24 protein-coding genes and 5 tRNA genes are annotated in these 24,337 nt (G+C 73.6%); 20 read left to right on the top strand and 9 right to left on the bottom strand.

Going from position 1 to position 24,337, the window contains the following annotated elements; translation table 11 throughout:
• Positions 1 to 249 precede the first annotated feature (249 nt).
• The 3 genes from cobT (at position 250) to ACYVPE_RS23565 (ending at position 5,349) form a co-directional block, all read left to right on the top strand.
• Entirely contained in the window at positions 250 to 3,150 is a 2,901-nt protein-coding gene (gene cobT, locus ACYVPE_RS23575) for a nicotinate-nucleotide--dimethylbenzimidazole phosphoribosyltransferase (protein ID WP_461035693.1), read from the top strand.
• Positions 3,151 to 3,292: 142 nt separating this feature from the next.
• Positions 3,293 to 4,504 carry a uroporphyrinogen-III C-methyltransferase gene (gene cobA / locus ACYVPE_RS23570; RefSeq protein ID WP_461035680.1) on the top strand — a complete coding sequence of 404 codons (1,212 nt, stop codon included), beginning with the start codon at positions 3,293 to 3,295 and terminating at the stop codon, positions 4,502 to 4,504.
• Positions 4,501 to 5,349 (top strand): TrmH family RNA methyltransferase, encoded by an 849-nt coding sequence (locus ACYVPE_RS23565; protein WP_461035679.1) that lies wholly within the window; start codon positions 4,501 to 4,503, stop codon positions 5,347 to 5,349. Before cobA ends, ACYVPE_RS23565 begins: the two co-directional genes overlap by 4 nt.
• Here ACYVPE_RS23565 and ACYVPE_RS23560 read toward each other — a convergent pair.
• Complete coding sequence (locus tag ACYVPE_RS23560) at positions 5,346 to 6,389, bottom strand: serine/threonine-protein kinase (RefSeq protein ID WP_461035678.1); 1,044 nt, start codon at positions 6,387 to 6,389, stop codon at positions 5,346 to 5,348. The two genes, ACYVPE_RS23565 and ACYVPE_RS23560, sit on opposite strands and share 4 nt — an antisense overlap.
• A 324-nt stretch (positions 6,390 to 6,713) precedes the next feature.
• On the opposite strand from ACYVPE_RS23560, the gene ACYVPE_RS23555 reads away from it, so the two are divergent.
• The gene (locus tag ACYVPE_RS23555) at positions 6,714 to 6,881 is read left to right on the top strand and encodes a hypothetical protein (RefSeq protein ID WP_461035677.1); all 168 of its coding nucleotides are present in this window, start codon (positions 6,714 to 6,716) and stop codon (positions 6,879 to 6,881) included.
• Between the two features lie 219 nt (positions 6,882 to 7,100).
• Here ACYVPE_RS23555 and ACYVPE_RS23550 read toward each other — a convergent pair.
• The 4 genes from ACYVPE_RS23550 to ACYVPE_RS23535 form a co-directional block, all read right to left on the bottom strand.
• Positions 7,101 to 7,175: transfer RNA gene (locus ACYVPE_RS23550), tRNA-Val, on the bottom strand.
• Between the two features lie 22 nt (positions 7,176 to 7,197).
• Positions 7,198 to 7,269, bottom strand: a tRNA-Val gene (locus tag ACYVPE_RS23545).
• A gap of 1 nt (position 7,270) precedes the next feature.
• Positions 7,271 to 7,341, bottom strand: a tRNA-Cys gene (locus ACYVPE_RS23540).
• 22 nt (positions 7,342 to 7,363) lie between these two features.
• A tRNA-Gly gene (locus ACYVPE_RS23535) sits at positions 7,364 to 7,436 on the bottom strand.
• A gap of 111 nt (positions 7,437 to 7,547) precedes the next feature.
• Between ACYVPE_RS23535 and ACYVPE_RS23530 the strand changes: the two genes are divergently transcribed.
• From ACYVPE_RS23530 to ACYVPE_RS23520, 3 genes are read left to right on the top strand one after another with little or no spacing between them, the layout of a single operon-like run.
• Entirely contained in the window at positions 7,548 to 8,633 is a 1,086-nt protein-coding gene (locus tag ACYVPE_RS23530) for a chorismate-binding protein (protein ID WP_461035676.1), read from the top strand.
• On the top strand, positions 8,608 to 9,432 hold the full coding sequence (locus tag ACYVPE_RS23525; RefSeq protein WP_461035675.1) for an aminotransferase class IV: 825 nt from the start codon (positions 8,608 to 8,610) through the stop codon (positions 9,430 to 9,432). The genes ACYVPE_RS23530 and ACYVPE_RS23525 overlap by 26 nt, the downstream gene beginning before the upstream one ends.
• Positions 9,429 to 10,268: a GNAT family N-acetyltransferase gene (locus ACYVPE_RS23520; protein ID WP_461035674.1), complete on the top strand. Its 840-nt coding sequence runs from the start codon at positions 9,429 to 9,431 to the stop codon at positions 10,266 to 10,268. Before ACYVPE_RS23525 ends, ACYVPE_RS23520 begins: the two co-directional genes overlap by 4 nt.
• Here ACYVPE_RS23520 and ACYVPE_RS23515 read toward each other — a convergent pair.
• Positions 10,250 to 10,789 (bottom strand): DsbA family protein, encoded by a 540-nt coding sequence (locus ACYVPE_RS23515; protein ID WP_461035673.1) that lies wholly within the window; start codon positions 10,787 to 10,789, stop codon positions 10,250 to 10,252. The genes ACYVPE_RS23520 and ACYVPE_RS23515 overlap by 19 nt on opposite strands.
• 85 nt (positions 10,790 to 10,874) lie before the next feature.
• On the opposite strand from ACYVPE_RS23515, the gene ACYVPE_RS23510 reads away from it, so the two are divergent.
• Both ACYVPE_RS23510 and ACYVPE_RS23505 read left to right on the top strand, forming a co-directional pair.
• Complete coding sequence (locus ACYVPE_RS23510) at positions 10,875 to 11,267, top strand: hypothetical protein (protein WP_461035672.1); 393 nt, start codon at positions 10,875 to 10,877, stop codon at positions 11,265 to 11,267.
• Between the two features lie 150 nt (positions 11,268 to 11,417).
• Positions 11,418 to 11,612, top strand: a complete 195-nt coding sequence (locus ACYVPE_RS23505; protein ID WP_461035692.1) for a hypothetical protein — start codon at positions 11,418 to 11,420, stop codon at positions 11,610 to 11,612.
• Here ACYVPE_RS23505 and ACYVPE_RS23500 read toward each other — a convergent pair.
• Both ACYVPE_RS23500 and ACYVPE_RS23495 read right to left on the bottom strand, forming a co-directional pair.
• Complete coding sequence (locus ACYVPE_RS23500; protein ID WP_461035671.1) at positions 11,574 to 12,194, bottom strand: CGNR zinc finger domain-containing protein; 621 nt, start codon at positions 12,192 to 12,194, stop codon at positions 11,574 to 11,576. The two genes, ACYVPE_RS23505 and ACYVPE_RS23500, sit on opposite strands and share 39 nt — an antisense overlap.
• Before the next feature lie 189 nt (positions 12,195 to 12,383).
• Positions 12,384 to 12,797: an SsgA family sporulation/cell division regulator gene (locus ACYVPE_RS23495; protein ID WP_003959770.1), complete on the bottom strand. Its 414-nt coding sequence runs from the start codon at positions 12,795 to 12,797 to the stop codon at positions 12,384 to 12,386.
• A 161-nt stretch (positions 12,798 to 12,958) separates the two neighbouring features.
• Here ACYVPE_RS23495 and ACYVPE_RS23490 point away from each other — a divergent pair, with 161 nt between their 5' ends.
• The 4 genes from ACYVPE_RS23490 (at position 12,959) to ACYVPE_RS23475 (ending at position 16,288) form a co-directional block, all read left to right on the top strand.
• The gene (locus ACYVPE_RS23490; RefSeq protein WP_461035670.1) at positions 12,959 to 13,462 is read left to right on the top strand and encodes an SRPBCC family protein; all 504 of its coding nucleotides are present in this window, start codon (positions 12,959 to 12,961) and stop codon (positions 13,460 to 13,462) included.
• 58 nt (positions 13,463 to 13,520) lie between these two features.
• Positions 13,521 to 13,592 (top strand) — tRNA-Val (locus ACYVPE_RS23485).
• Positions 13,593 to 13,695: 103 nt separating this feature from the next.
• Positions 13,696 to 15,675 carry a threonine--tRNA ligase gene (gene thrS, locus ACYVPE_RS23480; protein WP_461035669.1) on the top strand — a complete coding sequence of 660 codons (1,980 nt, stop codon included), beginning with the start codon at positions 13,696 to 13,698 and terminating at the stop codon, positions 15,673 to 15,675.
• 55 nt (positions 15,676 to 15,730) lie between these two features.
• Complete coding sequence (locus tag ACYVPE_RS23475; RefSeq protein ID WP_461035668.1) at positions 15,731 to 16,288, top strand: HIT family protein; 558 nt, start codon at positions 15,731 to 15,733, stop codon at positions 16,286 to 16,288.
• A gap of 7 nt (positions 16,289 to 16,295) precedes the next feature.
• On the opposite strand, the gene ACYVPE_RS23470 is transcribed toward ACYVPE_RS23475, so the two are convergent.
• Positions 16,296 to 17,966 (bottom strand): hypothetical protein, encoded by a 1,671-nt coding sequence (locus tag ACYVPE_RS23470; protein ID WP_461035667.1) that lies wholly within the window; start codon positions 17,964 to 17,966, stop codon positions 16,296 to 16,298.
• A 248-nt stretch (positions 17,967 to 18,214) separates the two neighbouring features.
• On the opposite strand from ACYVPE_RS23470, the gene pgsA reads away from it, so the two are divergent.
• The 7 genes from pgsA (at position 18,215) to ACYVPE_RS23435 (ending at position 24,241) form a co-directional block, all read left to right on the top strand.
• Complete coding sequence (gene pgsA / locus ACYVPE_RS23465) at positions 18,215 to 18,886, top strand: phosphatidylinositol phosphate synthase (RefSeq protein ID WP_461035666.1); 672 nt, start codon at positions 18,215 to 18,217, stop codon at positions 18,884 to 18,886.
• A complete protein-coding gene (locus ACYVPE_RS23460; RefSeq protein WP_461035665.1) occupies positions 18,883 to 19,851 on the top strand; it encodes a phosphatidylinositol mannoside acyltransferase in 969 nt (322 codons plus the stop codon). The genes pgsA and ACYVPE_RS23460 overlap by 4 nt, the downstream gene beginning before the upstream one ends.
• A gap of 8 nt (positions 19,852 to 19,859) precedes the next feature.
• Positions 19,860 to 21,020 (top strand): glycosyltransferase family 4 protein, encoded by a 1,161-nt coding sequence (locus ACYVPE_RS23455; RefSeq protein WP_461035664.1) that lies wholly within the window; start codon positions 19,860 to 19,862, stop codon positions 21,018 to 21,020.
• A gap of 67 nt (positions 21,021 to 21,087) precedes the next feature.
• A complete protein-coding gene (locus ACYVPE_RS23450) occupies positions 21,088 to 21,630 on the top strand; it encodes a LemA family protein (RefSeq protein ID WP_461035663.1) in 543 nt (180 codons plus the stop codon).
• A 274-nt stretch (positions 21,631 to 21,904) separates the two neighbouring features.
• The gene (pdxS, locus tag ACYVPE_RS23445) at positions 21,905 to 22,816 is read left to right on the top strand and encodes a pyridoxal 5'-phosphate synthase lyase subunit PdxS (protein WP_461035662.1); all 912 of its coding nucleotides are present in this window, start codon (positions 21,905 to 21,907) and stop codon (positions 22,814 to 22,816) included.
• Between the two features lie 16 nt (positions 22,817 to 22,832).
• Positions 22,833 to 23,423, top strand: coding sequence for a pyridoxal 5'-phosphate synthase glutaminase subunit PdxT (pdxT, locus tag ACYVPE_RS23440; RefSeq protein ID WP_461035661.1), 591 nt, complete (start codon positions 22,833 to 22,835; stop codon positions 23,421 to 23,423).
• Between the two features lie 65 nt (positions 23,424 to 23,488).
• Positions 23,489 to 24,241 carry a YebC/PmpR family DNA-binding transcriptional regulator gene (locus ACYVPE_RS23435; RefSeq protein WP_461035660.1) on the top strand — a complete coding sequence of 251 codons (753 nt, stop codon included), beginning with the start codon at positions 23,489 to 23,491 and terminating at the stop codon, positions 24,239 to 24,241.
• Positions 24,242 to 24,337 lie beyond the last annotated feature (96 nt).

Genomic DNA, 24,337 nt, shown 5'->3' with positions numbered 1-24,337 from the left:
CGGGGCCAGCCGACCACCCACGGGCCGGGGCCCGCCGCATGCCGGGTAGTCTGGTGGATCGTTGTGCCGTCGACCGGACTTGATGATTCGTCCGTCATGTCCGGGATGGGAAGGAGCGCGTGCGATGGGCGAGGTGGACGCGTGACGGACACCGGCCAGACCCCGGAGGGGGGACCAGGGGAGCAGGCACCGCCGGCGGCCCCGGTGGCCGCGGCCCCCTACCCCTTCCCAGGCCAGCCCGACGAAGCGATGGACATGGAAGGCGACGAGGAGGAGCTGCTGATGCCGGGTGGGAACGGCGCCTGGGGTGACGCGGTCGTCGCGCCGCCGCAGGCCATCACGCCCGCCGTCGCGGTGCGGCCGCTCGCCGACCGCGCGCCGGCGGCCGCGCCGGCGCAGCCGGTGGTGCCGGCCGACGGGGCGACGCCCGCCGCGCCGCTGGACGGCGTCGTCCCGGTGAGCGCGCCAGGCGTGGTGCCGGCCCAACCGGGTGCCTGGCAGTCGCCCGCGCCGGCGCCCGAGCCGGCCCCGATCCCGACTCCGATCGCCCCTCCGGTCGCCGCGGCGGCCCCGGTTCCCGAGCCGGTCCCGGTTCCCGAGCCGGTCCCGGTTCCCGAGCCGGTCGCCGCGGAACCGGTTCCCCACGCGGAACCGGTTCCCGCCGCCCCGGTGGTCGCCCAGCCGGTGGCCCATGTCGTGCCCCCGGTCCCCGAGGTCGTCGAGGCACCCCCCGTGGCCGCCGCGGCTCCCGTGGCCGCCGCGGCTCCGCAGGAGCCGGTGGCCCCCGAGCCCCAGCCGGCCCCCGAGCCCGTGGCCCAGGCCGCCCCGACACCGGTCGAACAGCCGGCCGTCGTGGAGCCGGCCCGCGGGGTGGAGCCGGTGGCCGCCGCGCCGCAGCCGCCCGCCCAGGAGGCCGCGCCCGAGCCCCCGGCCCCGGCCCCGGCCCCGGCCCCGGCCCCGGCCCCGGAGACGGTTGTTCCCCCGCAACCGGTCGCCGTCGTCGTGCCGCCCGCACCCACCCAACCCGACCCGGTGCCGGCCGAGCAGCCGGCCGTCGCGGAACCGCAGCCCGCCGCGGAGGAGCCAGAACCCGCCGCCCAGGCACCGGCCGAGGCACCGCGGGAGCCGGCGCCGGCGGCCCCCGTCATGGAAGCCGAGCAGGCCCCCGTGGCGCCCGCGCCCGCGCAGCCCGTTGCGGCCCCGGTCGAGGTCGAGGCCGAGGCCGAGGACCCCCAGGCACCGGAGCCGGCGGCGGCACCCGCCCCCGAGGCCCCGGCCGAGCCCGGGCCCGAACCCGAGGTCGAGGTCGAGGCGACCGCGCCCGTCGTCGAGGGCCCCGCGCCGGCCGCGCCACCCGCGGCGCCCGAGACGCCCGAGGCTCAGCCCGAGCCCGCCGGCCAGGCGCCGGCCGAGGCACCGCACAGCGCCCCCTACTCGGATTCCGAGCGCGAGGCCGTGCACCGGCTGATGCGCGAACGGCGCGACGTCCGCACCGGGTTCCGCGCCGACCCGATCCCGCACGAGGTGCTGATCCGCGTCCTGGAGGCCGCCCACACCGCGCCCAGCATCGGCCTGGCGCAGCCCTGGGACTTCGTCATCATCAGGTCGGAGGAGACCCGGCGGACGGTCCACGACATCGCCGTCCAGCAGCGCGAGTCCTACACGGCCTCCCTGCCGAGGGCGCGCGCCAGGCAGTTCGCCGAGCTGAACGCCGAGGCCGTCGTCGACGCGCCGGTCAACATCGTGGTCACCGCCGACCCGACCCGCGGCGGCCAGCGGCCGGCGGTGCCGGCCGGCCGGCCCGGGCTCGCGCCGTACTCGACCGCGCTGGCCGTCGAGAACCTGTGGCTGGCCGCCCGTGCCGAGGGCCTCGGCGTCGGCCTCGTCGGCTTCCTCGACGACCACGAGCTGACCCGGGCCCTCGGGCTGCCCGACCACCTCGAGATCATCGCCTACCTCTGCGTCGGCTACGTCGACCCGCTCCCCGCCGAGCCGGATCAGGCCCAGGGCGCCCCCGCCCAACGCCGTCCGCTCTCCTGGGTGGTGCACGAGGAGAGCTACGGCCGCCGCGCGCTGCCCGGCGCCGAGCCGCACGACCTGCTCAGCGAGACCCTCGCCGAGATCCGTCCGCTCGACGCGCACGCCCTCGGCGAGGCGTGGGAGCGCCAGAAGCGGATGACCAAACCGGCCGGCGCGCTGGGCGCGTTGGAGGTCATCTCGGCCCAGCTGTGCGGGCTCTCCCGCAGCTGCCCGCCGCCGGTGCCCGAGCCCGCCGCGGTGGCGATCTTCGCCGGCGACCACGGGGTGCACGCCCAGGGGGTCACCCCCTGGCCGCAGGAGGTCACCGCCCAGATGGTGGCCAACTTCCTGGCCGGTGGCGCCGTCAGCAACGCGTTCGCCACCCAGGTCGGCGCCGAGATCTGTGTGGTCGACGTCGGCGTGCGCGGCGAGCTGCCGGCCAGGCCGGGGCTGATGCCGCGCAAGGTGCGCGCCGGCACCGCCGACCTCACGACCGGCCCCGCCATGAGCCGCGAGGAGGCGCTGCGGGCCATCGAGGTGGGCATCGAGACCGCCCGTGACCTGGTCGCCGCCGGCAACCGCGCGCTGCTCAGCGGCGAGATGGGCATCGCCAACACCACCGTCGCGGCCGCGCTGATCGCCGTCTTCACCGGCGCCCAGCCGGCCGAGGTGACCGGCCGCGGCACCGGTATCGACGACGAGACGCACGCCCGCAAGGTGGACGTGGTGCGCCGCGCGCTCCAGCACCACCAGCCGGACCCGGCCGACCCGATCGGCGTGCTCGCCGCGGTGGGCGGCCTGGAGCACGCCGCCCTCACCGGCCTGATCCTCGGCGGCGCCTCGCTGCGCGTGCCGGTGATCCTCGACGGGGTGAGCGCCGGCGCCGCCGCGCTCGCCGCCCGGGCCATCGCCCCCGAGGCGGTCTCCGTCTGCATCGCGGGCCACCGCAGCGCCGAGCCGGGACACATGGCCGCGCTCACCGCGCTCGGCCTCCGGCCGCTGGTCGATCTCGACCTGCGGCTCGGCGAGGGCACCGGCGCCCTGCTCGCGCTCCCGGTGGTGCAGAGCGCGGCCCGGGCGATGCGCGAGGTCGCCACCTTCGACGCGGCCGGGGTCACCGAGAAGAGCTGAACCCGCGCGGGCCCCCACCAGACCCTAGGGTGGGCGGGGGCCCGGGCCCCGCATGTTCGCCGACCGCTCCAGCGCCGCAGCGGTGGTGGGCGGCCCGCCCATCGACGCCCACCGTCCCAGCGCCGAGGAGCCGCACCCCGCCATGTCAGAACACCCCGCCTACCCGGTAGGACTGCGCCTCACCGGCCGCCGCGTGCTGGTGCTCGGCGGCGGCACCGTCGTCCAGCGCCGGCTGCCCGCCCTGCTCGCCGCCGGCGCCGACATCGTGCTGGTCGCCCCGGAGGTCACGCCTGCCGTGCAGGCCATGGCCGAGGCCGGTGAACTCGACTGGCGGCGCCGCGGCTACCGGCCAGGCGACCTGGAAGGCGTCTGGTACGCGCTGCTCGCCACCGACGATCCGGCGGTCAACGCGGCCGCCTCGGCCGAGGCCGAGGAGCGCCGCGTCTGGTGCGTCCGCAGCGACGACGCGGAGGCGGCGACCGCCTGGACCCCGGCCACCGGGCGGGTCGACGGGGTCACGGTGGCCGTGCTCACCGGCCGGGACCCGCGGCGCTCGGCCGCCGTCAGGGACGCCGTCGTCGAGGGGCTGCGGGACGGCACGCTGACCGCGCCCCGGCACCGCGGTCGATCCGCCGGCGTGGCGCTGGTCGGCGGCGGCCCTGGCGACCCCGACCTGATCACCGTGCGCGGCCGCCGGCTGCTCGCCGAGGCCGACGTGGTGATCGCCGACCGCCTCGGCCCCCGCGAGCTGCTGGACGAACTCCCGCCGCACGTCGAGGTCGTGGATGCCGCCAAGATCCCCTACGGCCGCGCCATGGCCCAGGAGGCCATCAACGAGGCGCTGGTCGAGCACGCCAGGGCTGGCAGGTTCGTGGTCCGCCTCAAGGGCGGCGACCCCTATGTCTTCGGGCGCGGCGGCGAGGAGGCCGCGGCGCTCGCCGCGGCCGGCGTGGCCGTCACCGTGGTGCCCGGCGTCACCAGCGCCATCAGTGTGCCAGGCGCCGCCGGCATCCCCGTCACCCACCGGGGCGTCGCCCACGAGTTCACCGTGGTCAGCGGGCACGTCGCCCCTGACGACCCCAGGTCCCTGGTCGACTGGCCGGCGCTGGCCGCGCTGCGCGGCACCCTGGTGCTCCTGATGGCCGTCGAGTGGGCCGGCGCCATCGCCGAAGCCCTGATCCGGCACGGCAGAACGGCCGACACCCCGGTCGCCGTCGTCCAGGAGGGCACCATGGCCGGCCAGCGCCGGGTCGACGCCACGCTGGAGACGCTGGCCGCGCGGATCGCCGAGGAGGGCGTGCGGCCGCCCGCCGTCATCGTCGTCGGCGACGTGGTGCGGGTGGCGGGCGCGTGAGCGAACCGATCGCCGTCACCGATCCCGCCGACCCCAGGCTCGTCGACTACACCGACCTCACCGACGTCGCCCTGCGCCGCCGCCGGGAGCCGGCCGAGGGCCTGTTCATGGCCGAGGGCGAGAAGGTCGTCCGCCGCGCCCTCGCCGCCGGCTACCCGATGCGCTCGCTGCTGCTGACGGCCCGTTGGGTCGAGGCCCTGAGGGACGTCATCGACGCCACCAGCGCGCCGGTCTACCTGGTGAGCCCCGAGCTCGCCGAGCGGGTGACCGGCTTCCACGTGCACCGCGGCGCGCTGGCCGCCATGGGCCGCCGGCCGCTGCCGGCCGCCGCGGAGCTGCTGGCCGGCGCCCGCCGGCTCGCCGTCCTTGAGGCCGTCAACGACCACACCAACGTGGGGGCCGTGTTCCGGGGCGCCGCGGCCCTCGGCCTGGACGGCGTGCTGCTCTCGCCCGACTGCGCAGACCCGCTCTACCGGCGCTCCGTCAAGGTCTCGATGGGCGCGGTCTTCTCGCTCCCCTACGCCCGCCTCGACCACTGGCCGGCCGGCCTGGCCGAGGTACGCGCCGCCGGCTTCCGGCTGCTGGCCCTGACCCCGGACGCCAGGGCCGTCGACATCGCCGCCGAGCTGCGGGGGAGCGGCGGCGGTCGGCTGGCGCTGATGCTGGGCGCCGAGGGCGCCGGGCTGACCCCCGGGGCGCTGGCCGCCGCCGACGCCTGGGTGCGGATCCCGATGTCGCACGGCGTCGACTCGCTCAACGTGGCGGCCGCCGCCGCGGTCGCCTTCTACGCGGTGACCACCGCAGTGCCCGGCGATCCAGCCGAGGACGACCGAACGACGGTCTAGACCGGCCCCTGGCAGCCCTGCGCCGCGGCGATCCCCAGCGCGACCAGCAGCGTCACGGTCACGAACACGAACAGGCGCTGCCGCAGCAGCCGCCGGTCGACGCCCCGCCGCGCGGAAGGGCGGCGCTCGGCCGGCCTGGTGGGCGCGGGGCGGGCGGGCCGCCGCTCGGGTGCCGAGCGCTGCTGCGGCGCCCTGGTCAGCACCCGCTGTCCCTCGCCGCGCGCCTCCCGGACGGCGATCTCCTTGAGCCGAAGCGACAGCTGCACGGTGCTCGGCCGGTCCTGCTGCGACTTCGCCAGGCACGACCGCAGCAGCGGCGCCAACGCCGCCGGAACCCCGACCAGTTGCGGTTCCTCGTGCACCACCCGGTACAGCATCACCTCGGAACTGCCCTGCCCGAAGGGCGAGTCGCCGAGCGCGGCGTAGGCCAGGGTCGCGCCCAGCGAGAAGACATCGCTCGCGGGCGACACCGCCTGCCCCCGCACCTGCTCGGGCGCCAGGAAGCCGGGGGAGCCGACCGCCGTGCCGACGTGCGTCAACGTGCTCGCGCCGGTCGACCAGGCGATGCCGAAGTCGATGATCCTGGGGCCCTTGGGCGAGAGCAGGATGTTCGACGGCTTGAGGTCCCGGTGCACCACCCCGGCCTCGTGCACCGCCACCAGACCCTCGGCGAGCGCGGCGCCGATCGCCGCCGTCTCGGCGGCGGACAGCGGGCCGTCCGACATCACCTTGTCGTGCAGCGAGGGGCCTGGCACGTACTGGGTCGCGAACCAGGGGCGCTGGGCGTCGAGGTCCGCGGCCACCAGCCGGGCCGTGCAGCCGCCCCTGATCCGCCGTGCCGCCGACACCTCGCGGGCGAACCGGGAGCGGAACTCCTGGTCCTCCGCCAGGTCCGGCCTGATGACCTTGAGCGCCACCCGCTGCCCGCGCCGGTCGGAGCCGAGGTAGACGACCCCCATGCCGCCGGCGCCCAGCCGCCGGTGGAGCCGGAAGGCTCCGACGACTCGCGGGTCCTCGCGTCGGAGCCGCATCATCGTCATGTCCACCTCGCTGCCCCGTGCTTGTGATGTCGCACAGCTTACGGACTGCCTGGCCCGAGCGACGATAAGGCCGCGCGCCGAGGCGGATAAGCCGGTCCTTCCGGACCCCCCTGGGGGAAAACCCCCGGCCTCTCCCTCCCCTTGTCCACCCTGAGGAGTATCCGGGCAGGTCCGGAGTCATCCTGCGGGAGGCCCCCAGGTCAATACGCCGGGTTGACGTCACGCCCGCCCGCGCCAACTACTGTGGAGATCAAGCGGCGGGCGCAAAACTCGTCCCCCGAGGTCACCCGCCCGCCGCCCCAATCCGAAGACGGGAGCCGAGAGATGGCACGAATCGCGGTGCGGCCCAGCGCCCCACCCGCAGGGCGGCGCCATCCGCTGGTCGCGGCGGCCATGGTGCTGCCGCTGGCCCTCGTGCTCGCCGTCGTGATCGGCGGCGTGGAGGCCGTCGTCACACAGGCGTCGTCCGTAGCCGGCATTCTGGGGCGCTGAGCGGCGCCCCAGGCCCGGGAGAGCGGCCCGGGTCGGGGACACCGGCACCACACCCCGTGGGGACGGGGGTAGGCGGACGGCACATGTGCCCGGGCAGCTGGGGAGCTGCCCGGGCACCGCGCTTTTTCCCACCCGGACAAGACAACGGGCCGCACCGCCCAACCGACACACGCCGAAGGGCCGGAGAGTGACGACTCTCCGGCCCTTCGCAATGACACCTGGTGCGCGATACTGGGATTGAACCAGTGACCTCTTCCGTGTCAGGGAAGCGCTCTCCCGCTGAGCTAATCGCGCGGGTGGATCCTCGCGGATCCAGTGGACGATACTGGGATTGAACCAGTGACCTCTTCCGTGTCAGGGAAGCGCTCTCCCGCTGAGCTAATCGTCCGAGGTGGAGACGGGATTTGAACCCGTGTAGACGGCTTTGCAGGCCGTTGCCTCGCCTCTCGGCCACTCCACCGGATGGGGGCGGGCCCCCTTCGAGCGGACGACGAGACTCGAACTCGCGACATCCACCTTGGCAAGGTGGTGCTCTACCAACTGAGCTACGTCCGCATTTGGCGCCTCCGGCCTCACTTCCGTGCTCCCGGCGACGTCACGAACTCTAGCGGATTCGTCAGCCAGCTCAAACTCGGTATCGCGGCACCCCCACCTAGACTCGCGCATGTGTACGACCTTGCTCCGCTCGCCCGCCTCGGCGGATTCCTGGCCACCGGCCTGCGCGACGTCACCCACGACCCGACCGCCCTGGACTCCACCGGCTGGTGGGCGGTGGTCGCCGGCTACGAAGGAGAGCTGGTCTGCGCCCGGTTCGACGACGTCCGCCCGGCGCCCCCGGCACCCGTCACGCCGCCCCCGTGGCACGGCCCCCACCCGGCCGACTGGAGCAGCTCCCTGGACCGCGCCGCCTACACCGCGGGCGTGGCCCGCGTCCGCGAGCACATCGCGGCCGGCGAGGTCTACCAGGTCAACCTGTGCCGGGTGCTCTCCGCGCCGCTGCCCGATCCCGCGGCCGACATCGACGCCCTCACCGCCCGGCTCGCCCGCGGCAACCCGGCCCCCTACGCCGGCACGGTCCGGCTGCCGGCCCACGGCCTGGAGATCGCCACCGCCTCGCCCGAGCTCTACCTGCGCCGGCACGACCGCGTCGTCGAGTCCGGGCCGATCAAGGGCACCGCCCGCACCCCGGACGAGCTGCTCCCCAAGGACCATCCGGAGAACGTCATGATCGTCGACCTGGTCCGCAACGACCTGGGTCGGGTCTGCGAGCCCGGCAGCGTCACCGTCCCCCGGCTGTGCGCCGTGGAGCGCCACCCCGGCCTCGTCCACCTGGTCTCCACCGTGCGGGGCCGGCTGGCGCCCGGGGCCGGCTGGGCCGAGCTGCTGGCCGCCACCTTTCCGCCCGGCTCCGTGACCGGCGCCCCCAAGTCCACCGCGCTGCGCGTCATCGACGCCCTGGAGACCGCCCCGCGCGGCCCCTACTGCGGCGGCGTCGGCTGGGTGGACGCCGACCGGGGGACCGGCGAGCTCGCCGTCGCCATCCGCACCTTCTGGCTCCGCCGTGACGCGGGCCGCCCCGTGCTGCGCTTCGGCAGCGGCGCCGGCATCACCTGGGACTCCGATCCCGAGGGTGAATGGGCGGAGACCGAGCTGAAGGCGTCCCGCCTCCTCGGGGTAGCTTCTGAGGGAGTGCCGCACCCTGGCATCGCACGAGAGAGGAGCGCACATGGCGTTGATCTGGCTGGACGGTGAGCTGCGTGACGCCGACAGCGCGCGGGTCTCGGTCTTCGACCACGGACTGACCGTCGGCGACGGCGTGTTCGAGACCCTGAAGACCCAGGACGGCCGGGCGTTCGCGCTCAGCCGCCACCTGGACCGCCTCGCCGCCTCCGCCGCCGGGCTCGGCCTGCCGGCGCCCGACGGGGACGAGGTCCGCCGCGCCTGCCGCGCCGTCCTGGACGCCGTGCCGCTGCCCCTGGGCCGGCTCCGCATCACCTACACGGGCGGGCTCTCCCCGCTGGGCTCGGACCGCGGCGACGCCACCCCCACCCTGGTGGTCGCCCACGCCGAGACGCCGCGCCGCCCCGACACCACGGCCGTCATCACCGTGCCGTGGACCCGCAACGAGCGCGGCGCCCTGGCCGGCCTGAAGACCACCTCCTACGCGGAGAACGTGATCGCGCTCGCCCGCGCTCGCCAGGAGGCCGCCTCCGAGGCCCTGTTCGCCAACACCGCGGGGCAACTGTGCGAGGGCACCGGCACCAACGTCTTCGTGGTGCTCGACGGGGAACCGCACACCCCGCCGCTCTCCGCCGGCTGCCTCGCCGGCATCACCCGCGCCCTGGTCGTGGAGTGGACCGGCGCCCGCGAGACCGAGCTGCCCATGGACTGCCTGCGGGACGCCGAGGAGATCTTCCTGACCTCCAGCACCCGCGACGTGCAGGCCGTGCGTCGCGTCGACGGGCGCGAACTGCCCGACGCGCCAGGGCCCGTGACGGCCAAGGCGATGCGCGTCTTCCAGGAGCGCTCGGCCGCGGACATCGACCCGTGACCACCACGCTGCGCCCCACCGGGCCCGAGGAGAGCACCCCGGGCGGCGGCCGGGCCCGCGGCTACGAGATCCGCGTCAACGGCCGCCGGGCCGGTGAGCTGCGGCTCGCCACCGAGCCGCGCGCCGGCGTCGGCCGCGTCGAGCGGCTGGTGGTCGAAGCGGCCGACCGGCGGCGCGGCCGGGGCACCGTCGCCGCGCTGGCCGCCGAGGAGGTGCTGCGCGACTGGGGCTGCGCCGCCGTCGAGGTCGCCGTGCCGGCCGAGCCGCCCGCCGCCGCGGCGCTCGCCGGCACCCTCGGCTACCGCGAGCGCGGCCGCAACATGGTCAAGCCCCTCGGGGAGCGCCCGCCGGCCCTGCCCCCTGGCTCCACCACCAGGGCGCTGACCGACGAGGAGTACCCGGCCTGGCGCGACCGCGACCGCGAGGAGGTGATCCGCAGCCTGACCACGCGGGCCGTTCCCGAGGCGGTCGCGGTCGCCGCGGCGGAGCGGGCCCACGCCACCAGGCTGCCGGACGGGCCGGCCACCAAGGACGCCTGGCTGCGGGTGCTCGTCCACGACGGCCTCGACGTCGGCACCCTGTGGGTGGCGGCCGCCGCCGGCCTCCCGGCCGACCTCGGCGTGGACCACTGGGTCTTCGCCGTCGCGGTCACCGAGGAACACCGGGGCCGGGGCCACGGCAGGTCACTGATGGGGGAGGCCGAGCGGCTCGTCGTCGCGGCCGGCGGCCGGGTGCTCGGCCTCAACGTCTACGCCGACAACACCCCGGCCCTGCGGCTCTACGAGTCGCTCGGCTACCGGGCCGTCCGCCACCACCTCTACAAGCCGCTGCGCTGAGCCAGTAGCGAGTCGGCGATCTCCGCGACGCGGGCGTGCAGCCCCTCCTGGCTCCGCCCGCCGTCGAGCCGCTCGCCGCCGATCACATAGGTCGGGGTGCCGGTCACCCCGATCGCCTGCCCCTCCGCCTGGTCCGCGTCCACCACCAGCAGGTGCCGGCCGTCGATCAGTGCGGTGTCCACCTCCTCGGCGTCGACGCCGACCTCGCCCGCCACCTCGAGGAGCACCGCGGGCCCACGCCTGCCGAGCTCCGCGGTGCGGGCCAGCAGCGCCGTCCAGTACGCCTCGCCGCGGCCCTGCGCGAACGCCTCCTCGGCGGCCTGGGCGGCGGCCAGCGCGTGCTGGTGCCCCTTGAGCGGGAAGTGGCGCCGCCGGATCTCCAGCCGCGCGCCGAACCGCTCCCGCAGCGCGGCCACGTCCGATTCGGCCCGGTGGCAGTCGGGGCACTGGAGGTCGCACCACACGTCCAGGACCACGGGCTCGGGCCCGCCGTCCCTGCTGGTCTCGTCGTCAGCGTTCATGGCGCCCAGTCTCCCACCCGGAAATGACCCTGATCCGGGGGCCGACACCATGGCCGCACGGCCGCGGGCGAGGCAGGATGGAAAGATGCTGATTGGTACTGCCTGCACCCTTCTATCCGCCGCCGGTCTCGGCATATCCCTGCTGATCGCGCGCCGCCGCCGCTACGCCCTCGCGCTGCGCACCGCCGCCGTGGCGCTGCTGCCGGTCGGCCTCGCCATGACGGGCGTGGTGCGGTTCGTGGTCAACATGACGTTCAACCCGGTCGCCTGGGCCGGCTTCGGCGTGCTGGCCCTGGCCGTGCTGCTCTTCCTCTCGGGCCGGCTGGCCGACGGGCGCGGCGCCGCCCGCGAGGGCCGCTCGGAGGAACGCCGCTCGGCGCCCGCCGCCCCCTCCGCGCTGCCCGCCTCCCGGGGGAGCGCGGCGCCAGCCGAGGACTTCTCGGACATCGAGGCCATCCTCAAGAAGCACGGCATCTGACCGGTCGGGGGCACGGCGGCGATACCGCGAGGCTGCCATAGCACAGAGAACCGGGAGAAGCGGCGAAAATCGCCGAAAGGCCCTGCAAAGAAGGCGCGTTGATCGCGAAGGGCCGTCCGGCTGGGTCATGATCGCGGCGCCATGCAACACATCACCAGGGAAAACGTTCCCGACTCAGCGCCAACCGTCAGACCCACCGCCGCCGGCCAGGCCGGCGCGCCCGTCGCCCCCGAGGAGCGCCGCGGCTGTCTCTTCGCCCTGTCCCAGCCGCCGCTGATGCTCTTCCTCACCGTGATCGGTGGGCTGCTACTCCTCGCGGGGGTGCACGACCAGTTCCTCCTGTGACCCCGGCGGGTCCCGGCGCGCGCTCTCCTCGGCGTCGCGCCGCCTGGCCCGGTAGGCGGCGGCGTGCAGGCGGTTGCCGCAGGTCCGGTTCGAGCAGTACCGACGGGAGCGGTTCCGGGACAGGTCGACGAAGGCCCGCCCGCAGTCCGGCGCCTCGCAGCGCCGCAGCCGCTCCCGCTCGCCGGCGACGAGGAAGAAGCCGAGCGCCATCCCGCAGTCGGCGGCCAGGTGGTCGGCGATCGAGGCGCCTGGCGCGAAGTAGTGCACGTGCCAGGCGTGACCGTCGTGGTCCGTCAGCCGGGGCGTGGTGCCCGCCGCGGCGACCAGCGTGTTGATCAGCTCGGCCGCCGCGCGCTCGGTCGGGGCGGCGAACACCCCGGCGAACCGGTCCCGCACCCGCCGCACGGCGGCCACGTCCGAGGCCACGAGCGTGTCGACCGCGACGTCGCTGATGTTGTGCCGGGCCACGAAGGCCCGCAGCCCGGCGACGTCGGCGAGTTCGTCCGCCCGCCCTTCGGGCGCGGAGTTCAGCAGGTCGACGACGAGGTCGAGCGAGCATCTGACGTCGTGGTCGATCAGCACGGAAGGCGGCTCCGGGGTCAGGCCGGACGGCGGTGGCGGGCGATGGTGTCCGCGACTCTAACGGCTGGCCCGCCCCATGACGCGCGCGAGGGCGTCACCGCGGTGGTACCGCGGCGACGCCCTCGCGTCGCTCATCGCCGGCTCCGCGCCATCGCCCCGAGTTCAGATGGCGCGAGAAGCCGGCGGGTCCTAGCTCTCCGCCAGAATGTGCGAGAGCTCCGTATCGAGGTCGAAGTGACGATGTTCCGTGCCTGGCGGAACGGCGGCGTCCGTTCGCTTCAGGAAAGATTCGAGAGCCCGGGCCGGGGCTTCGAGCAATGCCTCGCCCTCCGGTGAACTGAGGGCGATGCACACGACGCCCTGACCGTGGCTCCTGGATGGCCAGACCCGCACATCGCCGGTCCCTGTGGGGCGATGGAGCCCCTCGGCGAGGAGATCGCGGGCGAAAACCCATTCGACGGTTTCTTCGGCTCCGGTGTGAAAGGTCGCGTGTACGGCGTAGGGGTCCGCCGTGTCATACCGCAGCCCCGCGGGTACAGGTAGTGAGGACTCGCTCGATACAACGAGGCGCAGGTGCAGCTCGCAGCTGACCGTGGTGTTCATAAGCGCCAGGGCCTTTCGCTCAGTGTGCGCTCGGGGATTCGCACGTCGGCCAAATCGACATGCCACGTACCCGCCGGTTGTAAACCCCTCTGCCCTAATTGCGCCCTTTAATCTCATTCCAATGGAGGAATGCTAAATGCGATATAGCGGGAGACGGTCCGATGCCGGATGACGAGACCGGCGGGTATCGATTCCGCTCCGCCTGGTGGGTGGCCGCGGCGCCCGCCGCGGTCTACGCGGTGCTCGATCGCCCGGAGGAGTATCCGCGGTGGTGGCCCCAGGTCCGCGAGGTGCGCCGGCTCGGGCCCGACAGCGGCCACTGCCGGTTCCGCTCCGTGTTACCCGTCGACCTGTGCGTGACGGCCGTGGCGATCCGCCGCGACCCCGCGGCCGGCGTGCTCGAGGTCGGCCTCGCCGGCGACCTCGACGGCTGGATGCGGTGGACGCTGGCCGCCGGGGGAGCGGGCGGAGTGGCCGGCACCAGGGTCGGCTACCGGCAGGAGACCGCGCTGCGCCACCCGCTGCTGCGGCGGCTCCCGAGGGCCGCGCGGCCGGTCCTGGTGGCCAACCACGCGCTGATGATGCGGGCCGCGCGCCGAGGTCTCCGCGCCTGGTTGGGAGTTCGTCCCGGGCCCGGTTCCGGGGGTGGCGGGAAGCTGGTTTGAAACCGAGGTCAACGGCACTGTATTGTTCTGAACGTGCCGCAGGGCACAACACCCCAGGGGGCGATTAGCTCAGCGGGAGAGCGCTTCGTTCACACCGAAGAGGTCACTGGTTCGATCCCAGTATCGCCCACCCCGGGCAAGGCCGGTCCGCCGTCGAGGCGGGCCGGCCTTCGTCGCGGTTACCGTGGCCCGTGGGCCGCGGAGACACAGCCCAGATGAGTCAGGAGAGTCCGGTGTCCGATGTCCGTGTGATCATCCAGCGCGATTCCGAGCGGGAAGAACGCCTGGTGACCGCGGGCACGACGGCCGGGGCCCTTTTCGAGGGCGAGCGTGCCGTCGTCGCCGTCCGCCTCGGCGGTCAACTGCGTGATCTCGCCCACCCGCTGTCCGAGGGCGACGAGATCGAGCCGGTGGAGATCACCTCGCCCGACGGCCTCGACATCCTGCGGCACTCCACCGCCCACGTCATGGCCCAGGCCGTGCAGGAGCTGTTCCCCGAGGCCAGGCTCGGCATCGGCCCGCCCATCAGGGACGGTTTCTACTACGACTTCGACGTGGCCCAGCCCTTCCACCCCGACGACCTGGGCCGCATCGAGAAGCGCATGCAGCAGATCCAGAAGCAGGGGCAGCGCTTCGCCCGCCGCGTCGTCAGCGACGACGAGGCCCGCGTTGAACTGGCCGCCGAGCCCTACAAGCTGGAGCTGATCGGCCTCAAGGGCGCCGCCGCCGAATCGGCCGAGGGCGCCTCCGCCGAGGTCGGCGCCGGCGAGCTCACCATCTACGACAACCTCGACCCCAAGTCCGGCGAGCTGTGCTGGAAGGACCTCTGCCGCGGGCCGCACCTGCCGACCACCCGGCTCATTCCGGCCTTCAAGCTGATGCGTAGCGCCGCCGCCTACTGGCGGGGCAGCGAGCGCAATCCGCAGCTCCAGCGGATCTACGGCACCGCGTGGCCGACCAGGGACGAGCTGAAGGCCCACCTGGAATTCCTGGCCGAGGCCGAGAAGCGTGACCACCGGCGGCTCGGCGCCGAGCTCGACCTTTTCTCCATTCCCGAGGAACTCGGCTCGGGCCTCGCCGTCTTCCACCCCAAGGGCGGCGTCGTCCGCCGGGTCATGGAGGACTACTCGCGGCGCCGGCACGAGGAATCCGGATACGAATTCGTCAACACGCCGCACATCACCAAGGCCAAGCTCTTCGAGACCTCGGGCCACCTGCCTAACTACGCCGAGTCGATGTTCCCGCCCATGCAGTTCGAAGGACAGGACTATTACCTCAAGGCGATGAACTGCCCGATGCACAACCTGATTTTCAAGGCGCGCGGGCGGTCCTATCGGGAATTGCCACTCCGGCTCTTCGAGTTCGGCACGGTCTACCGTTACGAGAAGTCGGGCGTGGTCCACGGCCTCACCAGGGCGCGCGGTTTCACCCAGGACGACTCGCACATCTACTGCACCAAGGAGCAGATGCCGGCCGAGTTGGACGGGCTGCTCACCTTCGTGCTCAACCTGCTCCGCGACTACGGCCTGAGCGACTTCTACCTCGAGCTGTCCACCAGGGACGACTCGGACAAGTTCATCGGCGAGCCAGCGGAGTGGGCCGAGGCCACCGAGGTGCTGCGGCAGGCCGCCGGCAAGCAGGGCCTCGAATTGGTGATGGACCCGGGCGGCGCCGCGTACTACGGGCCGAAGATCTCCGTCCAGGCCAAGGACGCGATCGGCCGCACCTGGCAGATGTCCACCATCCAGGTCGACTTCCAGCAGCCCAAGCGGTTCGGCCTCGAGTACACCGCGGCCGACGGCTCCCGGCAGCAGCCAGTGATGATCCACCGCGCGCTGTTCGGATCGATCGAGCGGTTCTTCGCCGTCCTCCTCGAACACTACGCGGGCGCCTTCCCGGCGTGGCTGGCGCCTGTGCAGGCGGTCGGCATCCCGATCGGCGACACCCACGTGCCGTACCTCCAGGAGTTCGCGGCCGAGGCCAGGGCGCGCGGGCTGCGGGTCGACGTCGACTCGTCGGCCGACCGCATGCAGAAGAAGATCCGCAACGCCCAGAAGGCCAAGGTCCCCTTCATGGTGATCGCGGGCGACGACGACATGGCCAACGGCGCGGTCAGCTTCCGCTACCGCGACGGTTCGCAGAAGAACGGCATCCCGCGCGCCGAGGCGCTGCGGGAGATCGCCGACGCCGTCGAACGGCGCGTCCAGGTGTGACGCCGGTCGGCCCCCGGAACCGCCCCGGGGGCCGGCCGCTCCCTCGACACGCCATATGCTGACCGGCATGACCAGCGAGCCGGAGCAGCAGATCGGGGTCGGGACGCCGGACGCCTTCCAGCGGCTGTGGACGCCCCACCGGATGGCCTATATCCAGGGCGAGGGCAAGCCCACCGGGCCGGGCGCGGGGGACGGCTGCCCCTTCTGCGCGATCCCCGGCAAGAGCGACGAGGACGGGCTGATCATCAACCGGGGTGACACCGTCTACGCGGTGCTCAACCTCTACCCTTACAACGGCGGCCACCTGCTGGTGGTGCCCTACCGGCACGTCGCCGACTACACCGAGCTCACCGCCGAGGAGACCGCGGAGCTGGCCGAGCTCACCAAGCGGGCCATGACCGCCGTCCGGGTCGCCTCCGGCGCCCACGGCTTCAACATCGGGATGAACCAGGGCTCGGCCGCCGGCGCCGGCATCGCGCCCCACCTGCACCAGCACGTGGTGCCCCGATGGGGCGGCGACGCCAACTTCATGCCCGTGGTGGGCCACACCAAGGTGCTGCCGCAACTGCTCGCCGACACCCGACGGATGCTCGCCGCGGCCTGGCCCGCCTGACGCGCCCTCACATGTTGTACTCGTCGGCCTTGGTGGGGGAGGCCGACTGCACCTGACCGCCCAGCGCCTGCGAGCGGCTGTCGAACGCCGAGATGTCCACACCGTTCTCCGCCAGCACCTTGAACGCGGCGGCGTGCGCCACCCGCAGCACCGGGGTCGCGGTGCGCAGCACGTCGTCCACCATGAAGCGGTGCTTCCACGGGGTGGTCGCCCAGACGTGCCGCAGCCCGAAGGGCTCCGGGAACGCGATGGTGCCGCCGAGCTTGTCCAGGCGGGCCGGGAACCAGGTCAGCGGCGCCCGCGCGGCGAGCCTGACCACCTCGCTCACCTCGACGAGCGGCGCCGGCCGCTTCACCTTCCGCCAGGGCCGCAGCGGGTCCGTGATCTCCTTGGTCTTGGCGTCCGGGCCCTTGCGGAAGAAGCCGTCCACCGGACCGAGCGCGTAGCCGGTCACCTCGATCCGCAGCGTGTGGTGCAGCACCGTCACCGAGATCATCATGGTGACGACCAGTTCACCGCCCCACAGCACGAACTGCACGCCCAGGTAGTGCCGGTCGCCGCTGTCGTACTGCGACTCGTTGCAGATCCGCTGCACCTCGAGGGAGCTGACGCTGTAGCCGTCGGCGTTGGGCCCGTCGGGCCGCGACACCTCGCCGGCGCCCTCGCCGACGTGCCGCACCACCCAGTGGGTTATGGACGGCTGGGTGAAACCGCCGGTGTGCAGCGGGCCACGCTCCAGCATCCGCAGCTGGTCGCCGATGGCGCGGGCCACGTCCCAGCTGCGGAACGGGTCGATCTCCCGCGACGGGTCGCGCGGGCGCAACTCCTCGGCCAACTGCCAACTGCCCCAGCGCACGCCCATGCCGAGTATCCCCTTGGGCCCGGCGTAGTACGTCATGTTGCTGCTCTGCTCGGCCGTCAGCTTGGCCAGGCCGAGCCTGATCCGCTCCGCCTCCGCGTCGTTCGGGTTCTGCGGCACCGCCTCCGGGATCTTGGCGCCCGAACCGCCGCCGATCTGCGCCGACCAGTGGGTGCGCAGGTTCTGCGCCGCGCGCTCGCAGATCCGTTGGGCGAGGAACCAGCCGATGATCGGCGCCGGCAGCATGCTCCACACGTAGATCCGCAGCACCCCGTCGAACGGGGCGCGGATCACCGCCACCGCGATCAGCACCGCGAGCAGCCCGAGCACCAGCACGCCGAAGAAACCGGCCCGCCGGTCCTGCGAGCCGGCGATGGTGCGCCGCAGTTGGAAGAGGCCGAGCCAGATCGCCACGCCCGGCAGGAAGAGCAGCCCGAACCCGATCATGATCGCGCTCAGCTGCCGGTCCCGCTGCCGGCGGACGCGCTTGGCGTTGAGCGCGTGCTCCACCACGACGCCGGGATCGACGCCGAAGGACTGGATCAGCGGCTTGCGGCCGTCCGCCAGCATCCGCGTCTCGACGGCGCGGGTGAACGCCTCGCCGAGATTCGGCTCCAGCAGTGTGAACCGGCCCTTGTTCACCTTCGCCGCGTCGTTGGGCACCTTGATGTCCTCGGGGGCCACGTCACGGTAGGCCACCGAGGCGATGGCGTGGCTGAGGCCGCTGCCACCGCTCGTGCCGGAGAGCGGCACCTGGGCGCCGGGCGCGAAGTCGAACTCCACCCCCGCCGCTCTCCTGAGGTCGTCCAGCGCCGACATGGGGCACCCCCAGCTCTCGAACCAGTCCTCGAACTCCAGCCGCCGTCAGGGCAGTTCCCGCACCGCGGGCCCGTGACACCTGATGGTGTTCAGCCTAACGGCGGACGGCCGCCCGGAGGTCCCCAACGCGGGTTCCGCCACCCGCCCGAGAACGGACCCGTCGTCGTCCGGGTGTGCGGCGTGGCTACGATGGGGTCCCTCCGGTGGCCGCCTTCCTTCGCGCGGCCCGTGCGACCCCAGGGAAGGACATGCTCAACAAGTACGCGCGTGCATTCTTCACGCGTGTCCTCACGCCGTTCGCCGCCCTGTTGATCAGGCTGGGGGTGACGCCCGACGCGGTGACCCTGATCGGCACCGCGGGAGTGATGGCGGGAGCCCTGGTCTTCTACCCCATGGGCGAGTTCTTCTGGGGCACGGTCGTGATCACCGCGTTCGTCTTCTCCGACATGGTCGACGGCAACATGGCCCGGCAGATCGGCACGTCGAGCCGGTGGGGCGCCTTCCTCGACTCCACCCTCGACCGGTTGGCCGACGCGGCGATCTTCTCCGGCATCGCCCTCTGGTACGCGGGCGACGGCGACAACCTGATGCTCTGCGCCGTCACCCTGTTCTGCCTCGCCAGCGGACAGGTCGTCTCCTACACCAAGGCGCGGGGCGAGAGCATCGGCCTGCCGGTGCGGGTCAACGGCCTCGTCGAGCGGGCCGAGCGACTGGTGATCACCCTGGTGCTCGCCGGGTTCGCCGGCTTCGAACGGTCCTTCGGCGTGCCGCACATCGGGGTCCTGCTGCCCATCGCGCTGTGGGTGGTGGCCGGCGGCAGCCTGGTCACCCTCGTCCAGCGGGTGGTCACGGTGCGCCGGGAGTCCGCCGAGGCGGACGCGGCCGCCGCGGCCGAGGCCACGGGGAGCGGCCAGGCATGAGGGACCGACTCATCGACGCCGCGTTCGGGCTCGGATGGACCGCGGTCAAGCGGCTGCCCGAGCCCGTCGCCATGGCCCTCGGCCGGCGGGTCGCCGACACCGCCTGGCGGCGCCGCGGCGCCGGGGTGCGGCAGTTGGAGGCCAACCTCGCCCGGGTGGTGCCGGACGCCGACCCGGAGCGGCTGCGGGAGCTGTCGCGGGCCGGGATGCGCAGCTACCTCCGCTACTGGACGGAGTCCTTCCGGCTGCCGGCCTGGAGCCGGGACCGGATAAGGGACTCCTTCGAACTCGCCGACACGTACCGCGCCACCGACACGCTCGCCGAGGGCCGGGGCGTCGTCCTCGCCCTGCCGCACATGGCCAACTGGGACCTGGCGGGCGCCTGGCTGGTCACCGCGCTCGACCTGCCGTTCGCCACCGTCGCGGAACGGCTCAAGCCCGAGCGGCTCTTCGACCGGTTCGTGGCCTACCGCGAGAAACTGGGCATGGAGGTCGTGCCGCACACCGGCGGCGCCTCCTTCGGCACCCTCGCCAGGCGGCTGCGGGGCGGCGGGATAGTGTGCCTGGTGGCCGACCGGGACCTCTCCACCTCGGGGATCGAGGTCTCCTTCTTCGGCGAGACCGCGCGGATGCCGGCCGGGCCCGCGCTGCTGGCCCAGCAGACCGGCGCGCTGCTCCTGCCGGTCAGCCTGTGGTACGACGAGACCACGGTGATAAAGGGCCGGATACACCCCCACATCCCGGTGCCGGAGACCGGCACCAGGGCGCAGAGGACCGCCGTCATGACCCAGGCCCTGGCCGACGCGTTCGCGGCCGGCATCGCCGCGCACCCGCAGGACTGGCACATGCTCCAACGCCTGTGGCTCAGCGACCTCGGCGGAACCGCGGACACCGCCGGGACCGAGCCCCCGGCGGCCCGGCCGGTCGAGGCGCGCGAGGGCCCGGAAGCCAGGGAAGGAACGTAGGGAACGGCATGAGGATCGGCATCGTCTGCCCCTACTCCTGGGACGTCCCGGGCGGGGTGCAGTTCCACGTCAGGGACCTGGCCGAGCACCTGATCAGACAGGGGCACACGGTCTCCGTGCTCGCGCCGGCCGACGACGAGACCCCGCTGCCCGCCTACGCCGTCTCCGCCGGCCGGGCCGTGCCGGTGCCGTACAACGGATCCGTGGCCCGGCTCAACTTCGGCTTCCTGTCCGCCGCCCGGGTCCGCCGCTGGGTGCACGAGGGCGACTTCGACGTGCTCCACATCCACGAGCCCGCCGCCCCCTCGCTCGCCCTGCTCACCTGCTGGGCGGCCCGGGGCCCGATCGTCGCCACCTTCCACACCTCCAACCCGCGCTCCCGGGCCATGATCGCCGCCTATCCGATTCTCCAGCCGGCGCTGGAGAAGATCAGCGCCCGGATCGCGGTCAGCGAGTACGCCAGGCGCACCCTGGTCGAGCACCTCGGCGGCGACGCGGTGGTCATCCCCAACGGCGTCGACGTCGAGTTCTTCGCGGGCGCCGAGCCCAAGGCCGAGTGGCAGGGCGGCACGATCGGCTTCATCGGCCGGATCGACGAGCCGCGCAAGGGGCTCCCGGTGCTGATGCGCGCGCTGCCCGGGATCCTCGCCGAACACCCGGACGCCAGGCTGCTGGTGGCGGGGCGCGGCGACGAGAAGGAGGCCGTGGCCGACCTGCCGGTCAGGATGCGGGACCGGGTCGAGTTCCTCGGCATGATCAGCGACGAGGACAAGGCGCGGCTGCTGCGCAGCGTCGACCTCTACGTGGCGCCCAACACCGGCGGCGAGAGCTTCGGCATCATCCTCGTCGAGGCCATGTCGGCCGCGGCCCCGGTGCTCGCCAGCGACCTCGACGCCTTCGCCCAGGTGCTGGACGGCGGCGCGGCGGGCGAGCTTTTCCCCAACGAGGACGCCGACGCCCTGGCCGCCACCGCGAACCGGCTGCTCGCCGACCCGGGACGGCTCGCCGAGCTGCGGGAGCGCGGCAGCACCCATGTGCGGCGCTTCGACTGGTCCACGGTCGGCTCCGACATCCTGGCGGTCTACGAGACCGTCACCGACGGCGCGGGCGCCGTCGCCCCCGACGAGCGCGTCGGCCTGCTCGGCCGGCTCGGCTTCGCCCGCGACTGAGCCCTCGGGGCCCCCGAGTGCCGGCCGGCGGCCGGGGCGTCCGGGCGGCCCGGTAGGGTGACCGGGCGTGACCACCGTCATCTGGATCGCCGTGGCGCTGCTGCTGGTCGGCGTCTACCTCAGCTGGACCGCGGGCCGGCTCGACCGGCTGCACGCCCGCATCGACGCCGCCCGCGCCGCGCTCGACGCGCAGCTGCTGCGCCGCGCCTCCATCGCCCAGGAGTTGGCCACCGCGGGCGTCTTCGACCCGGCCGCCTCGATGGTCCTCTACCAGGCGGCGCACGCCGCCCGGCTCGCCGAGGACGAGCAGCGCGAGGTCGCCGAGAGCGAACTCAGCCAGGCGCTGCGGGCGGTGCTGGCCGAGAGCGCCCAGGTGCTTGCCATCAGGGACGCCCCCGGCGGGCCGCCCATGGTCGACGAGCTGGTCGCCGCGGTGCGCCGGGTCCCGATGGCCAGGCGCTTCCACAACGACGCGGTGCGCGCGGCCCGGGCCGTGCGCCGGCACCGGACGGTCCGCTGGTTCCGGCTGGCCGGGCACGCGGCGTTCCCGATGGCGTTCGAGATGGACGACGAGCCGCCGACCTCGCTCACCAATCGCTCAGCGGGCTGACCGCCGGGCGGCGCTCCAGGCCACTGGCTGCCGATTGGCCCTTTCCGACCGGGCCACCGCTGGACTTCCATGGGCGGCCGTGGCCCGGCTCCACACGCCGGCCGGCCGGATTCGTGTTCGAACGGGCCTACGATGGTCGTATCGGGTGGTTTCCACCCGGTTCAGCCAGCCGTCCAGCCGTCCAGCCGTCCAGCCGTCCAGCCGTCCTGTAGTCCAGTCGTCCCGTCGTTCAGCCGTCCTGAACGACCGCCGAACCCCGAGTGAGGTCGCCACCGTGAGCACGTCCCCCAGCAACGCCCAGACCCCCGAGACCGGCACCGCCCGCGTCAAGCGCGGCATGGCCGAGCAGCTCAAGGGCGGCGTGATCATGGACGTCGTCACCCCCGAGCAGGCCAGGATCGCCGAGGACGCCGGCGCCGTCGCCGTGATGGCCCTGGAGCGGGTGCCGGCCGACATCCGCAAGGACGGCGGCGTGGCCCGGATGTCCGACCCGGACATGATCGACGGCATCGTCGAGGCCGTCTCCATCCCGGTGATGGCCAAGTCCCGCATCGGGCACCTCGTGGAGGCCCAGGTGCTCCAGGCCCTCGGCGTCGACTACATCGACGAGTCCGAGGTGCTGACCCCGGCCGACGAGGTCAACCACACCGACAAGTGGTCCTTCACCACCCCCTTCGTCTGCGGCGCCACCAACCTGGGCGAGGCCCTGCGCCGGATCTCCGAGGGCGCGGCCATGATCCGCTCCAAGGGCGAGGCCGGCACCGGCAACGTGGTCGAGGCCGTCCGCCACCTGCGGCAGATCAAGGGCGACATCGCCCGCCTCAGGGGCCTGGACAACCACGAGCTCTACGCCGCCGCCAAGGAGCTGCGCGCCTCCCACGAGCTGGTCAAGGAGGTCGCCGAGCTCGGCAAGCTGCCGGTCGTGCTGTTCTCCGCCGGCGGCGTGGCCACCCCGGCCGACGCCGCGCTGATGCGGCAGCTCGGCGCCGAGGGCGTCTTCGTCGGCTCCGGCATCTTCAAGTCGGGCGACCCGGCCAAGCGCGCGGCCGCCATCGTCAAGGCCACCACCTTCTTCGACGACCCCAAGGTCGTCGCCGACGTCTCGCGTGGCCTCGGCGAGGCCATGGTCGGCATCAACATCGACGTGCTGCCCGAGGGCGAGCGCTACGCGTCCCGCGGCTGGTGAGCGGGGGATCGTGCGCGTGACATCCCCGGTCATCGGCGTCCTGGCCCTCCAGGGCGACGTCCGCGAGCACCTGGCCGCACTCGCCGCCGCCGGCGCCGAGGCGCGCCAGGTGCGCCGCCCCGAGGAGCTGGCCGCCGTCCACGGCCTGGTGATCCCCGGCGGCGAGTCCACCACCATCTCGAAGCTGGCCGACGCCTTCGGCCTGTTCGAGCCGTTGCGCGCCCGGGTGCGCGCCGGGATGCCGACCTACGGCTCCTGCGCCGGCATGATCATGCTCGCCGACAAGATCCTCGACCCGCGCTCGGGCCAGGAGACCGTCGGCGGCATCGACATGATCGTGCGGCGTAACGCTTTCGGGCGGCAGAACGAGTCCTTCGAGGCGGCCGTCGAGGTGGCCGGGGTGGACGGCGGACCGGTCGACGGGGTCTTCATCCGCGCCCCCTGGGTGGAGTCCCTGGGGGCCGGCGCCCGGTCCATCGCCGCCTTCGAGGGGCGCACGGTGGCCGTCCGCCAGGACCACCTGCTGGCCACCGCCTTCCACCCCGAGCTGACCGGCGACCACCGGGTGCACGCGATGTTCGCCGACATGGTGCGGGCGGCGGCGTAGACCACGGCCGGTAGGATCACCACGTCGGGTTGAAGAACAGGTGACATCTCTGAAGGAGCAGCGCTGTGTCCGGCCACTCCAAGTGGGCAACCACCAAGCACAAGAAGGCCGTGATCGATGCCAAGCGTGGCAAGCTGTTCGCCAAGCTGATCAAGAACATCGAGGTCGCGGCCCGGACGGGTGGCGCGGACCCGGACGGTAACCCCACCCTCTTCGACGCCATCCAGAAGGCCAAGAAGAGCTCGGTCCCCAACACCAACATCGATCGGGCCGTCAAGCGCGGCGCCGGCCTGGAGGCCGGCGGCGCCGACTACCAGACGATCATGTACGAGGGCTACGGCCCCAACGGTGTCGCCGTCCTGATCGAGTGTCTGACGGACAACCGCAACCGCGCCGCCTCCGACGTCCGGGTCGCCATGACCCGTAACGGCGGATCGATGGCCGACCCCGGGTCCGTCTCCTACCTGTTCCACCGCAAGGGCGTGGTCCTCGTCCCGAAGAGCGGGCTGAGCGAGGACGACGTGCTCGGCGCCGTGCTCGACGCGGGCGCCGAGGAGGTCAACGACCTGGGCGAGTCCTTCGAGGTGGTCAGCGAGGCCGGCGACCTGGTGGGGGTGCGCTCCGCGCTGCAGGACGCCGGGATCGACTACGACTCGGCGGAGGCCGGCTTCCTGCCCACCATGCAGGTCGAGTTGGACGAGGACGGGGCGCGCAAGATCTTCCGGCTGATCGACGCCCTCGAGGACAGCGACGACGTGCAGAACGTCTTCGCCAACTTCGACGTGGCCGACGAGATCATGGCCAGCATCGAGGCGTAGTTCCGTCGGGCGGGCCCGTGGCGCCGAGGTGCGGCGCCACGGGTCCGCCCGTTCCCACCGATTGTCAGTGGCGCCCGGTAGCCTCCTGAGCGGCTG

It is taken from the genome of Streptomyces mayteni (assembly GCF_054783955.1).
The sequence above is the reverse complement of the archived record's forward strand: the minus strand, read 5'-3'. Positions and strand labels throughout refer to the sequence as shown.

Excerpts from the sequence above, each read along its gene's own strand:
- cobT (WP_461035693.1), top strand. The coding sequence starts at position 250 with ATGGACATGGAAGGCGACGAGGAGGAGCTGCTGATGCCGGGTGGGAAC.
- cobA (WP_461035680.1), top strand. The coding sequence starts at position 3,293 with ATGTCAGAACACCCCGCCTACCCGGTAGGACTGCGCCTCACCGGCCGC.
- ACYVPE_RS23560 (WP_461035678.1), bottom strand. The coding sequence starts at position 6,389 with ATGACGATGATGCGGCTCCGACGCGAGGACCCGCGAGTCGTCGGAGCC.
- ACYVPE_RS23555 (WP_461035677.1), top strand. The coding sequence starts at position 6,714 with ATGGCACGAATCGCGGTGCGGCCCAGCGCCCCACCCGCAGGGCGGCGC.
- ACYVPE_RS23525 (WP_461035675.1), top strand. The coding sequence starts at position 8,608 with ATGGCGTTGATCTGGCTGGACGGTGAGCTGCGTGACGCCGACAGCGCG.
- ACYVPE_RS23515 (WP_461035673.1), bottom strand. The coding sequence starts at position 10,789 with ATGAACGCTGACGACGAGACCAGCAGGGACGGCGGGCCCGAGCCCGTG.
- ACYVPE_RS23510 (WP_461035672.1), top strand. The coding sequence starts at position 10,875 with ATGCTGATTGGTACTGCCTGCACCCTTCTATCCGCCGCCGGTCTCGGC.
- ACYVPE_RS23495 (WP_003959770.1), bottom strand. The coding sequence starts at position 12,797 with ATGAACACCACGGTCAGCTGCGAGCTGCACCTGCGCCTCGTTGTATCG.
- ACYVPE_RS23490 (WP_461035670.1), top strand. The coding sequence starts at position 12,959 with ATGCCGGATGACGAGACCGGCGGGTATCGATTCCGCTCCGCCTGGTGG.
- ACYVPE_RS23475 (WP_461035668.1), top strand. The coding sequence starts at position 15,731 with ATGCTGACCGGCATGACCAGCGAGCCGGAGCAGCAGATCGGGGTCGGG.
- ACYVPE_RS23470 (WP_461035667.1), bottom strand. The coding sequence starts at position 17,966 with ATGTCGGCGCTGGACGACCTCAGGAGAGCGGCGGGGGTGGAGTTCGAC.
- pgsA (WP_461035666.1), top strand. The coding sequence starts at position 18,215 with ATGCTCAACAAGTACGCGCGTGCATTCTTCACGCGTGTCCTCACGCCG.
- ACYVPE_RS23460 (WP_461035665.1), top strand. The coding sequence starts at position 18,883 with ATGAGGGACCGACTCATCGACGCCGCGTTCGGGCTCGGATGGACCGCG.
- ACYVPE_RS23455 (WP_461035664.1), top strand. The coding sequence starts at position 19,860 with ATGAGGATCGGCATCGTCTGCCCCTACTCCTGGGACGTCCCGGGCGGG.